This is a genomic window from Caballeronia jiangsuensis (genome assembly GCF_046030135.1).
GTDB classification, from domain to species: domain Bacteria; phylum Pseudomonadota; class Gammaproteobacteria; order Burkholderiales; family Burkholderiaceae; genus Caballeronia; species Caballeronia jiangsuensis.
In genome coordinates, this window is record NZ_JAQQDB010000001.1 from 97020 (window position 1) to 109538 (window position 12519).

Below are 12519 nucleotides of genomic sequence, written 5' to 3' on the forward strand. Positions count from 1 at the left end.
CCTCGGTTGGCTTCTTTGTCGCAGGCGCGACGGTACACGCAGACATGAGGGACGTCAGACAAATCGACACGAGCAAGCGGTTCGCCCTCATCGAAACCATGGTCTCCTCCCACTCCTTTGCAGACGCCCGTTGCGACTCACATTCTGAACGCCAAAACTGCCATAGCGGACATGGAACGATTCTATCCCCGCGTCTGTGATGCAGTTCCAAAAGACCGTTCGAAGATGCTAGGGAAACACCCTATCCGTCCGCACTTCACTCCCTTAGGAGCGTTTTTGAACCGCTCTGTCCTTTGCGACCAGCGCTTCGCTGAGGCTGTGAGTAGAGCAGCGATAGAGCGGCCGATACGGCGCTGCAACAACAATTCCTATGGACTGACGTCAACGTCACAGCTCTCCGGGCGTTAATCAAGCAAGGCGCACAGCCTTACTCTTCCCGGAGAATAGCTATGAACAAGATTATCGCAGTCGCTGTCGCAGCATGTTTCTCGGTCGGAATCGCGTGCGCCCAAACGACCGCGCCTTCTGCCGCGACAGCCAAACCTGCGCCGACGGCGGCAGGGTCGAGCTGTGAGTCCCAGGCAATCGATAAGAACGGAAAACCGCTGGCCGGCGCAGCAAAGACTTCCTTCATCAAGAAGTGCGAAGCTGGCAACAAGAGCAATGTCTCCGCTGCATGTGCGAGCAAAGCGGTCGGAAAAGACGGCAAGCCACTCGCGGGCGCTGCGAAATCGTCGTTTATGAAAAAGTGCGAGGCGGACGCCAGCAAATAGTCTTTGAGCTGAAGAAGGCTGGTCTGATTGCCGTTGCGTGTGCGTCCGGCTTTGAGCTCGCCAGCCTTCTTCGCCGTGTGTCGGCTTATGGAAGTCGAATACCGACGCCCCTTCTCCGTGGCTTCCGCCCCCGTTCCCGTATCTCGCTCCTCAAAAATCTCCTCTCGCCCCCGCGAATAAACTGATTGAGCTCCCGATACAAGCAAAGGTATTTCGGTACTCTTTTCAAGAATGCTGTGTCATAGTTCCTTGTGCTACCACACGGAGGAGAACATGACTACCCTTGAGAACATTCAGGCCCGTATGAAAAAGCTTCAGGCGCAAGCGGAGACCATTCTTGCAAAGCAAGCACAAGCCGCCGTCGACCAAATCCGCGAATTGATGCTCAAACACGGGCTTACTACCGCAGACATCGAAGCCAGAGCAAAAGCAAAAAGAGACGCCAAGGCCAACGGTCGCGTTGCGGTCGGTCGAGGCTCCAAGGCGCCAATCGCCACCAAAGGAAAGTTGCCCGCGAAATACTTGAATCCAAAAACCGGTGAGACGTGGAGCGGCCATGCTCGACCGCCCGCTTGGATTAAAGACGTGAAAGACCGGACGAAATTCTTCATCGACGGAGTCGGTACCGCGTCTTCAGGAGGACCCGTCGGAGCGTCCAGCGGAAAGACTCCCGCTAGCAAAGTGCAATCAAAAGGTGCGCTGCCTGCAAAATACAGAGACCCAAAATCGGGAGCAACCTGGAGCGGTCGTGGTCCTGCTCCTCAGTGGTTGGCGTCGGTAAAGGACCGAACCAAGTTTCTGATTGAACAGGCTCCTGCCGCCAAGTCGGATTTGACAGCGACTCGCAAGGCGACCACGTCGAAAGCTGCGCCGAAGGCCCGTGCTGCGAGCAAAAAGGTCGGCGCCAAGAAGGTCGCGGTATCGAAAAAGCCTGCGGGGGTAAAGAAGGCTGCGACGAAGCCTTCGGCAACGTCAACCGTCACTCCAACGAAGGTCTCTGCTCGCAAAACAACGTCCCGGAGAGTTACGCCCACGACGACGGCGGCGACAACGCCGACGCCTGAAGCAGCGCCTATCGTTTCGACGTAAGACCAGAGTCAATGTGCGGCGTCAGCCACTAAGCACGGCCATAGGTGAACCTGAGCCGCATCCCGTAGCGTCGTGGTGTCGCCGTCGACGCCGCGCATGCGCTTGTGAGAGCATGGCGGCTCGAACGCCGGCCGCGGCGTCGGCTAGACCGACTCAAAGTACGCAAAACTGCATTTCATCGATGACATCATCACCCTGCCCCTTCTGCGAGATTTCGGAGTCACGCATCGTTGGTCAGAACGAGCACGCCTTCTGGATATACGATGGCTTTCCGGTTTCGCCGGGACATAGCCTCGTTATACCGAAGCGCCATATTGGCTCATTCTTCGATGCAACTAAAGACGAGCGCGAGTGCTTATTCGCCCTCCTCGATGACGCAAGGGCTGCAGCGAACTCCTTTTATAGGCCGGACGGACTCAACATCGGCATCAACGATGGTCCCGCGGCTGGGCAGACGGTGCCTCACCTTCACATTCATCTAATACCGCGCTTTGTGGACGACGTTGCAGACCCTCGCGGCGGGATTCGGTGGGTAATACCCGCGAAGGCAGACTACTGGAGCCAGCGCGATTGAGCACAAGCCTACCGCCACCATCCCCGGAAGCGCAGTTAGCTTTCCTCGCGAAGCTTCAACGACTGTTCGCGGAAGGCGACTTCACTGCGACCTACAAACTCGCGCTCCTGATTGCATTTGCAGAGCTGGCGGTCGAACATGGAACCGATGACGGAGCAGAGCTCGACTTGACCGTTCGGCAGATTGCTGAACGGTTCATATACCTATATTGGAAACAAACGACGCCATACGGGACAGGCCGTGTAGGATGCGAGCCCGGAATTCTGATTCAAAACCTGGGCGTCCAGGCCGCTGTAGTAAGCGCTATCGCGGAATTCCGCGCCAGCTCGCCTTACTCCTCTGCTTTGCAAGCCTCCAGTCTGCCCCAATATGCCTCGTTGGTTTCAAAGGTCGCTGCGGTAGTTTCTGCGCAACCTCTGAAATACCTGCAAAACTTTGCCGGCGCGACTGATTCGTTTCTGTATGAGAGACAGTCGCGTGGTCTGGTCACATTGAAGCCTGGCGTAAGCTATTGTCTGCGCCGCTTTTACACCCTCGTTGAACAGATGGCACGGACGAAGTGGGTCGCGCATATCAAGTCGAACCGCCGCAACCATCCGATTCTCGGGAGCTCCGACGACCTCGCTGACTTCCTATTCTCGTCGTCTCGACAGTCGCTTGCCATCATCGGTGCCGAATTGCGCATGCTCGATGGACCGAAGTGCTTCTACTGTGGGGAGGGTCTGAACGAAGCCGATGTCGACCACTTCGTACCGTTCTCGCTCTACTCGCGTGACCTTGCTCACAACTTCGTTCTGGCGCACGCCGCTTGCAATCGAAGCAAGTCAGATACGCTTGCGGCGAAGCCGCACCTCGAACGTTGGCTCGAAAGGCTCGTGCACAAACAACAGCAACTCGCTGAAATTGGACTGCTAGCCGGTGTTTCAGGCGACAAACGGATTGTCCAACGCGTAGCAACGTGGGGTTACACGGTCGCGAGCGATACGGGCGGACGGGCATGGTTATCCCCTGCCACATACGAAGACGTCGATTCGCTCTATCTCACTTTGCTCTTAGAGGCCTAGACGATGTGTAGGTCCGATGCAGGTGCTCTACGCTCCCCTGTCTGGCACGGTAAGCGCCTCTGACGACCCGTTCGCTGCAAATAGCTGCGTCGAACGCTTTGCGTGCTGACTGCAACTAAGACATTATTGCTGCGAGGAGCAAGAAACCTACGCACACGTCTCGAGTGTTCTGGCAAGTGACGGAGCAATCAAGCCGCTTAAGCTGCTCAAGCGTGACAGTGACCGAGAAAGTGCCTCCCCGAAGCACTTCGGCTATTGGTAGTCGAACCAGCTTACTACCCGTTCCGTGGAAATTTCATCCAATTCCTGTCGCCCGCAGTCTCGCGCGATGATGACCGCGCCCACTGGCGCAGACGTGCTGGCTGACAGACGACGCGGGGCGGAGAACGTAGTTCCTACGCTTTGGAGCAGAATCCGGTCGCTGCGATTTTCTCCAGGCACAATTGCTTTGACACGGAGCAACCGCTCCCCGAGTGCGCCGGCAATGTTTTCCAGCCAATCGAGCGCCCCATCCCATGACACTTCTTTATGAAGCTTTGCGCGGAAGACGCGGACTCTCGGATGGAGCAAGCGGCGGCGCCCAGAAGTGCTGTTCGACACATCGCCGGTGACCGGAGCACCGTTGCTTTGTGGCTGAAACGCTCCGCGGGCACGGACCGTCGCTGAGAATTCGTTGACAACATGAGCCATCGGATTAACGGCAGCAACTGCTCGCAATGCTTCGTCGCGTTTCCCGCTAGGAACGAGGTCGACTTTTGTAAGCACGATTGTGTTGGCACCGACAAGCTGGGCAACAGCGTCTTCAAAGTCGCCGGTCTGCATCGCGGGACGACTGCAGTCATACGTTGTTATTAGGTGCAGCTTGAGCCGGAGTTCAGCGAGTTCCTGCAACGACGAGACGATTGGACCTGGCCGCGAGAGACCGCTGCACTCCAATACAATACGAGAAAAAAGTTTTTTGCCCGCGGCCCTACGAAATTGAACCAGGTCCTGAACGGTCGTGACGAGGTCACTCGTCATCGAACAACAGACGCAGCCGTTGCTGAGCGTGGCCATCGACATGCCACGCCCCGATTCGGAGAGTACTGCTCCGTCGATATTTATCTCGCCGGCTTCATTGACGATGACGGCTGTGTCGGAAGCGTCCTCGCAAGCGAGCAAAGCCTCGAGAAGCGAGGTCTTCCCGCTGCCGAGCGCCCCGGAGACAATAACAAATTGAGGCCCAGATTGCATAATGACCTCACTTTGTGCGCGAATTCTTGGACGCTTCCGGCCAGGTCCCTGCCACCATCTCGCGAACGTCTGAAAGCAGCTCGTCGACGTCGTACACCATCCCTCCTCGAATCGTCTTTTGAAGGCACCGCTTGAATTCAGGACCGTTCGTCTCCTCATTCAGTCGGACCGCACCGGTGCCATACAGCAGCTTAAAGTCGGTGAGCGGATTCTGGTCGTGAACCAGGATGTCCGCACGTTTGCCGACTTCCAGCGTGCCGGCTTCGTCCTCAATACCAAGGAGCTCCGAGGCGTGTGACGTCGCCGCGCGCAAGACTTCGAGCGAAGAGAAGCCGGCCTCTTGGAATAACTCAAGCTCACGAACAAAGCCGAAGCCGTAAACCTGATACATGAATCCTGAGTCGCTCCCCGCGCAAACGCGCCCGCCGCGATTCTTGTACTCATTGAGGAACGTCATGAGAATGCTGAAGCTTTCCTTCCATTCGACTTCGTTCTTCACCGACCAGCGATAGAAGTACGCACCGTGTCCGCCGCGTTGGGGCTGAAAGTACTTCCACGTCGTGCTGTCCGTGTACTCGTCGTGCCAGTCGGCGCGACGTGCACGCATCAGGTCACGATTGCTGTCGTACACGTTCATCGTCGGGACAAATGTGTGGCTTGCTTCCAAGAATGCTTCGATGACCTCGTTCCACTTGGCGCTTCCTGGTCGCGCTGCTTGCAGGAAGGTCTGCCCGGCGGTCGCAAACCGCATGTACTCGTCGTTGTAGTTGTAGTCGTCAGCGACGCTCTGAAGTGTGCGACCATCGAACAACGCTTCAGGGATGCCGTACGCGTGCTCGGTACTCGTGAGGCCCCAGCGAGCCGTGCGTAGCGAGTTCATGCGACCAACTGAAAGCTGCGCATGGTGACAACACGTCCGCAACCCGAGCTTCTTACTTTCGTCGAGTGCCGCTTGCATGATTGCCGGCGGTGCTCCGAAGAATTTCACGCCCCGCGCGCCTTTCGCATGGGCCTTGCGCAGCCATTCGCGACCCTGCTCCGGCGTGTAGATGGTCTTGAGATAGTCGTTGACCGCCGGGAAGTAGACATACGGATAGAGCGTCGGCGCGGCAATCCTGCCTTCATCCGCAGCGACAGCCTGCTGCTGCGTCCACGCGAGGCCGTTCATCGTCCCGGCTTCGCGCACGCTCGTCACACCGTGCGCGAGCCAAAGCTTGTAGATATAGTCAGCCGGCAGCATCTCGCCGTTCTCGGCATGGAACGGCGTACCGATATGCGCGTGGCAATCGATGAAGCCAGGCGTGACGAACTTGCCGGTGCAGTCGATTTCGTGGGCACCCGCTGCTGGTCGACGCGCCGAGTTGATGGGTAGTCCAGGGACACCGACCGCCGCGACCTGAGTAATGCGCCCGCTTTCAACGACGATGTCGGCCGGTCCCCACGGCGGCGCACCGGTGCCGTCGATGACCATCGCGCCACGCAGCACGAGCCGCTTGAAGGGGCCAATGCCGCGGTCTCGCGTCGTTGCTGCCTGCACTTGTCCCAGTCCCTTCTTGGCGAAACCTGCCACCATTTCTTCGCCAACTTCAATCTCTGCTGCGGGCGTGCTCATGCCGTCTCCATCAATAAGGTGCCCTGTGCGGGCGTTTGATGTTCCTTAAAACACCTTCGTGCCAGGCGCCACGTCGCGCTCGGGCTTCAGGTACACGACCGCGCCTTCTGCGTTCTCGACACCGAGCATCAGCACCTCAGACTTGAAGCCGCCAATGCGGCGACTTCCGAGATTGACTGCGCAAACGACCATCTGGCCTACGAGCTCTTCAGCCTGGTACAACGCTGTGTATTGTCCGCTCGTCGCCAGCTCGCCGAGTTCGCCAAAATCAATCCAGATTTTGTACGCAGGCTTGCGTGCTTCCGTATTCAATTCGACTCGCGCGATACGGCCGGCGCGCATGTCAACCATTGAAAACGCTTCGTAAGGGGATGTCTCGCTCATGTTGTGACTATTCAAAAAAGTTTGCAATCTAGCGCGCGCTTACCGGCTGAGCGGCTAGGGTTCGAACCTCTCACCCGTATCTGACAGATTCAGCGAATCAACGGTCAAACACGTTGTGTTGGGAAGTTCTGAAAACTGGTGGAACCGCACGACAGGCAGAAGTGGCCCCTCAAGCTCCTCGACGCATACACGCATCGATGGCTTCGCATGGTCTATGACGATTGGTCGAAGCAGACGCCCATCAGGGTGGGGTTTTCCACACCGAAGCATCGCACCCTCGAACAGGGCGTCTTCGACCTGCTCTGATATCAATGCAGTCGCAATGTCATCTATGACCGGTCCAATGTCCGTTTCATCATCAAGCGGGTCACCGACGCGCAGACAGCTCAGCTTGTCGACAAGCGCTGAGATAAAAGAATCTGCCACGGAATCGTGTATGTACAGACACGATATGCGGCCAGCGCAAGATTGCAGCCGTCGCAGGAACACGCAATTGACTAACGCATCGCATGTTGCTTGGATGTCGGCTCCGGCGTGGACTACAAGGGGAAGTCGTTCGCTGCTAGAAATACTCACAGGTACCACTGCCTCGTAGCATGCATTCGACACGAACGCTCCGACCTCGCGGCTCCCTTTGAAGCGGACCTCGGTAACTTGCCAACTCATCAGGGCCGCGCGGAGCATTCCGACAGCGTCAGTAGAAGGTACAACGCACAGGAGCGCGTCCACCTCGTCACCCTCGTGCCAAAGCTCCGCGAGTGCTCGCGCCGCTAACGGCGCTCGGGACGAAGGCTTGATGACTAGAGCTCGCCCGGAGCTCAGGACCGTCGTGACTCCTCGCACAGTTGAGAGCAAAGGGTCACACCAGCTCGCTATGGAGAATGCTGAATGCGCCGCGACCCAGTCGCGCACGAGCGATATCGGCGGACAGAAGATGCAGGTGTCCAGCGCCGCCAGGGCCGAAGTTAGCTCCAGACGGGCGAATCGTATGGGCTTTCCCGTCTCGAGGCTGATGATGCGAGCCAGCTCATCGCGCCGCGCATCAATCTTTGTTGCCCATTTCCGAAATCGCTGTTGAACGGGCAGAGTGTTTCGGAGCGCTCGCGCCGCTCGCGAGCCCTCATCAAATCTTAATGCGAGGGTGCTGAAGTCGACATCGAGTGCGCGACCAACGACGGTCTCATCGTAGGGGCTCAAAACGTCGAAACAACGCACGGCCCTCGACGCCGCCCTGCCTACCGCAGCGGGCGCATTAAGTTCCAGTGCGTCGTTCGGTCCATCGGACATGCTTAAGCTGCTTTCTTTGCGGCGGCAACCGCACGCCCGAACATGCCCAGTGCATCGGAGACGTCTTGGTCAGAGACGGTCAGGGGCGACAGGAAGCGAACAACATTTCGCTCGACGCCGCACTTGATGATGAGCAACCCTTCTTCGCGTGCGGCGTCGACGATACGTTGGACAAGGGCGCCGTCGGGCGTCTTCGTTTGAGCATCGGAGACGAACTCGACAGCAACCATTGCGCCTGTCTGACGGATTTCGCCCATTTCCGGGTAATCCGCCTTCAGCGCTTCGAGGCCGGCGCGCAGCTGCTCGCCAATCTTGACGCTACGCTCAAGCAGGTTTTCCTGTTCGAAGATGTCGAGTACGGCGTTCGCTGCGGCACAACCAAGCGGGTTACCGCCATACGTGCCGCCGAGGCCGCCCGGCTGCGGCGCGTCGACGATTTCAGCGCGACCGACCACGCCCGAGATAGGCAAACCGCCGGCAAGGCTCTTCGCCACCGTCACGAGGTCCGGCTGAATGCCCGAATGCTGGAAGCCAAACATCTTGCCGGTGCGACCGAAACCGGTCTGAATTTCGTCGCAAATGAGGACGATGCCGTGCTTTTTCGTCAGTTCGCGCAGGGCCTGCATGAACTCGGCCGGTGCAGCGAGGAAGCCACCATCGCCTTGAACCGGTTCGAGAATGATTGCAGCGACTCGGTCAGGCTGAATCTGAGTGCTGAAGATTGTCTGCAACGCTTTCAGGGCGTCGTCCGAGCTGATGCCGTGGTACGCGTTCGGATACGGCGCATGGTAGACGTCCGGGGCGAATGGTCCGAAGTTCTGCTTGTAGGGGGCGCTCATACCCGTAAGCGACATGCCGAGGAGCGTGCGGCCGTGGAAACCACCGCGGAACGCAATCACCCCCGGGCGGTTCGTGTACCCGCGTGCAATCTTGATTGCGTTCTCAACCGCCTCAGCGCCCGTCGTCAGGAAGACCGACTTGTAACCTTGGCCAGGAGCAACCAGTTCCGACAGGCGGGCTGCAAGGCGAATGTATGGCTCGTAGCCGACGACCTGGAAGCAGACGTGCGAGAACGATTCGAGTTGCTGCTGAACAGCCGCAACGACCGCCGGATGGTTATGGCCCACATTCAGCACGCCAATGCCGCCGACGAAATCGAGATACTTCCGACCCTTGTCGTCCCACAGGTAGGCACCGGCAGCACGAGTCGCAACGATGGGGTGCGCCGTCGCCACTCCACGGGCGACGTAGGTTTCACGAAGCGCAGCGGCGCTCTGGTTGTTGTCGAGTTCCTTGTTCATTCAATCGCCTCCTGAGATGAAGGCCATAGTAGGAAGCCAGAAAACTGGCCGATACCTACTAAACATAGGAATTCGACGACTCCTTTTCGCTTTCTTTGACGCAATTCGTACTCGATGTACTAATCTGAAAGCATCCGTTCCTACGAAACATGGGTAGTTAAGCGATTTCTGGCTGAGTTCAATGGGATACGGCTGGTTCCTGACCGGGGGCCACACCGACCTTTTGAAAAGGCCTTAGGCACGTATCGGGAGCGGAGATGAACACAGTAAATCTGGCAGAAAACTACGTAGACGAGAAATCTGCACGACGGCGCGCCATTGTGGCAACCGTTCTGGGGAATGGCTTTGAGTGGTTCGACTTCATGGTGTACGGCTTCTTCGCCATCACCATCGCGAAGCTGTTCTTCCCGACCGGCAACGACCTGACTTCGCTGATGCTTTCGGTCGCGACGTTCGGCGTCGGCTTCCTCGTGCGTCCCTTCGGCGGGATTCTCATTGGCATCTACTCGGACCGCGCAGGCCGCAAAGCTGCCTTGTCGCTGACCATTCTTTTGATGTGTGCCGGTACGGCAATCATCGGTCTGGCTCCCACTTACTCGCAGATTGGCATCGCCGCGCCTTGCCTGATTGTCTTCGCGCGTCTGTTGCAGGGCTTCTCAGCGGGCGGCGAGATGGGTACGGCGACTGCGTTCCTGACGGAACATGCGCCCAAAGGCAAGAAGGCCTATTACTCGAGCTGGATTCAGACCAGCATCGGATTCGCTGTGCTCTTGGGTGCCTGCTTCGGCACGGGCATCACACTGGGCCTCTCCACTGCAGACATGGAAGGCTGGGGCTGGCGCATCCCGTTCCTGTCTGGCCTGCTCATCGGACCCATTGGCTTCTTCATTCGTCGCAACCTGGAAGAAACGCCCGTCTTCCTGGATGCCGAAAAGTCTAAGACGCCGTTGGCTGACGTTCTTCGTGACTATCCGTGGCAAGCCTTCGCAAGTTTCGCGATGGTCGTGCTCTGGACGGTGTGTATCTATGTGATTCTGTTCTACATGCCGACGTTTTCAGTGAAGGTCCTGAAGCTTCCGCAGTCCGCGTCCTTCATTGCGGCAATGGTGGGCGGCGGCGTCATCACGGTCTGCTCCCCATTCACTGGCTGGTATTCGGACAAAGTCGGCCGCAAGTGGCTCTTGGGCGGTGCGTCGGCCGCGATGCTTGTTCTTGCGTGGCCGCTGTTTGCAATGATTGTTAAGTCGCCGTCCGTCGCAACGTTGTGCGTATTCCAAGGTGTGTTCGGCGTGCTCATCGCGATTTACACGGGCCCCATCCTGGCCGCACTTTCGGAAACTTTCCCGACCAAGGTGCTTTCGACCGGTCTGTCGGTTGCCTACAATCTCGCGGTCATGACGTTCGGCGGCTTTGCATCGCTCATCCTGACGTGGCTTATCAGCACGACGGGAACGCCCATGGCACCGGCGCTCTACGTCATCTTCGCCGCCGCGTTCAGCTTGCTCGGCGTGCTGTTTGGTTATCGCCAGCCCAAAGAGGCTTAATTGCTGCCGCGGTGTCACGCTGATGCCGCGGCGAAACTATTCGCCGCTATGAAGCTAGACACCGCTATTCGTGAAACTGTTCTACGCGAAGCAGAAGTCGTCGCTGGTGAGGAAAATCTCCAGCGCGAAATCACCTGGGTTCACATGGTTGACCACCCGGACATCGTCAACTGGGTGAAGCCTGGTGAGCTGCTATTGACAACCGGCTACAACTGGCCGAACGATGCCGAAACTTCGCGACGCCTCGTTCGTGACTTGAGCCAGGTCGGACTCGCTGGCGTTGTGCTGGCCGTCCCTCACTTTCGAGACCACTTTCCTGAAGAAGCAATCGACGAAGCGCGAAGTGTCGGCTTTCCGCTTCTTGAACTGCCGTGGGCCGTGCAGTTCAGCGAAGTCACTCACGAAATTCTCGCAAAGATAATCAATTTCCAAGCGCAGATTATCGAGCGCTCGGAGCAATTACATCGAGCGTTGACTAATGCTGCGGTAACAGCAAGCAGCCTGAGCGACATCGCAATCACGCTGAGAAAGCTTGTAGGCCGTGAGGTCTCGTTCACCAATGTGTCCGGCGAGTTGCTCGGCACTTCCGCACCGGAACCTGAAGCGCAGGCACTCGAAGCCCAATTCGTCGCCTCTCTATCAGAGTCACCCGTCAACTCCAGCGACTCACCGAGACCCACCCGCGTGAGCTTTAAGCTCGCCGGCCGGGCAGTCTACCGATTGCGGCTCTCCGTTCGCCTGCATGACTCGCTCGTTGCTGTCATCTGGCTCGACTTAGAAGGAGCGGAAGTAGACGAACTTGACGCTCGAGCGATGGAACACGCGAGCGTCGTTGCAGCGCTACACCTGATGCATCAGCAGCAGCTCGCGCAACAGGAAGACCGCTTAGGTTACGCGCTTGTCGCTGGTCTGCTCGATGGCGAATTCACCGCAACGCCGAGCGCGCTGGAGCGCGCGCGAGTGTGTGGCTGGAGCCAAACGAATCAATATCGCATCTGCCTTGTGCTTCTTGACGAGCCCATACCGCTCACCACGGAAGGACTGAACCGTCGCGAACGATGGGTAGAGGCGCTCAAGCATCAACTTCGAGTCACCGAGCAGCCTGAATTGCTCGCAATATGGTTGAACCAGATTAAAGTTATTCTGCCTGCGGAAGCTTCGCCTGAAGCCTTATGGGAATCGGTCACAGACCAACGTGCGGCGATCGCAGTCAGTCGCGTGCATTCAGGTATCGAGGGCATGGCGACAGGTTCGAAGGATGTCGACGCATTGCTACCGACCTTGCGCCCCGGAAGGCTGCATCGATTCGACGAGATTCTCTTTCCCCGTGCACTCTTGGGCGACGCCAATGCCCGCGACATGCTTATCGAACGGCTCGTGACGCCTCTCGTCTCACGACCGCGCGGTGAGTCACTATTAGAGACCCTTTGTACGCTGGCCGACGAAGGTTTTCAGTTGGTCAATGCGGCTCGCTCGCTTGGCATACACATCAGCACGATGCGCTATCGACTCGAGCGAATCGAGGAAATTCTCAAGGTCACATTGGAAGACCCCAAGATTCGTTTCCAAGTTCAAGTAGCAATGGCGCTCTACCGCCTTCGCGAAGATTGACCCTATCTTTCCTACTTTAAGTAGGAAGACTTCAGCATTGTGTCGCG

The 12519-nt window shown here is 57.8% G+C and carries 11 protein-coding genes; 6 read left to right on the top strand and 5 right to left on the bottom strand.

What is annotated here, in order from left to right; genetic code table 11:
- The first annotated feature begins 449 nt into the window (after nt 1-449).
- The 4 genes from PQR08_RS00435 (at nt 450) to PQR08_RS00450 (ending at nt 3500) form a co-directional block, all read left to right on the top strand.
- The gene (locus PQR08_RS00435; protein WP_250486904.1) at nt 450-773 is read left to right on the top strand and encodes a hypothetical protein; all 324 of its coding nucleotides are present in this window, start codon (nt 450-452) and stop codon (nt 771-773) included.
- A gap of 273 nt (nt 774-1046) precedes the next feature.
- Nucleotides 1047-1862 carry an H-NS histone family protein gene (locus PQR08_RS00440; RefSeq protein ID WP_250486903.1) on the top strand — a complete coding sequence of 272 codons (816 nt, stop codon included), beginning with the start codon at nt 1047-1049 and terminating at the stop codon, nt 1860-1862.
- 181 nt (nt 1863-2043) lie between these two features.
- The gene (locus PQR08_RS00445; protein WP_250486902.1) at nt 2044-2436 is read left to right on the top strand and encodes an HIT family protein; all 393 of its coding nucleotides are present in this window, start codon (nt 2044-2046) and stop codon (nt 2434-2436) included.
- Complete coding sequence (locus PQR08_RS00450; RefSeq protein ID WP_250486901.1) at nt 2433-3500, top strand: HNH endonuclease; 1068 nt, start codon at nt 2433-2435, stop codon at nt 3498-3500. The genes PQR08_RS00445 and PQR08_RS00450 overlap by 4 nt, the downstream gene beginning before the upstream one ends.
- 252 nt (nt 3501-3752) lie before the next feature.
- Here PQR08_RS00450 and PQR08_RS00455 read toward each other — a convergent pair whose 3' ends face one another.
- The 5 genes from PQR08_RS00455 to gabT are packed head-to-tail and all read right to left on the bottom strand — an operon-like array spanning nt 3753 to nt 9317.
- Nucleotides 3753-4733, bottom strand: a complete 981-nt coding sequence (locus PQR08_RS00455; RefSeq protein ID WP_250486900.1) for a CobW family GTP-binding protein — start codon at nt 4731-4733, stop codon at nt 3753-3755.
- A gap of 7 nt (nt 4734-4740) precedes the next feature.
- On the bottom strand, nt 4741-6345 hold the full coding sequence (locus tag PQR08_RS00460) for an amidohydrolase family protein (RefSeq protein WP_250486899.1): 1605 nt from the start codon (nt 6343-6345) through the stop codon (nt 4741-4743).
- A gap of 45 nt (nt 6346-6390) precedes the next feature.
- Complete coding sequence (locus tag PQR08_RS00465; protein ID WP_250486898.1) at nt 6391-6729, bottom strand: tRNA-binding protein; 339 nt, start codon at nt 6727-6729, stop codon at nt 6391-6393.
- Nucleotides 6730-6783: 54 nt separating this feature from the next.
- Nucleotides 6784-8016, bottom strand: coding sequence for an aldehyde dehydrogenase family protein (locus PQR08_RS00470; RefSeq protein WP_408160965.1), 1233 nt, complete (start codon nt 8014-8016; stop codon nt 6784-6786).
- 2 nt (nt 8017-8018) lie between these two features.
- Entirely contained in the window at nt 8019-9317 is a 1299-nt protein-coding gene (gabT, locus tag PQR08_RS00475) for a 4-aminobutyrate--2-oxoglutarate transaminase (protein WP_250486897.1), read from the bottom strand.
- A gap of 257 nt (nt 9318-9574) precedes the next feature.
- Here gabT and PQR08_RS00480 point away from each other — a divergent pair, with 257 nt between their 5' ends.
- A complete protein-coding gene (locus PQR08_RS00480; RefSeq protein ID WP_250486896.1) occupies nt 9575-10861 on the top strand; it encodes an MFS transporter in 1287 nt (428 codons plus the stop codon).
- 48 nt (nt 10862-10909) lie between these two features.
- On the top strand, nt 10910-12472 hold the full coding sequence (locus PQR08_RS00485; protein ID WP_250486895.1) for a PucR family transcriptional regulator: 1563 nt from the start codon (nt 10910-10912) through the stop codon (nt 12470-12472).
- Nucleotides 12473-12519: the final 47 nt, after the last annotated feature.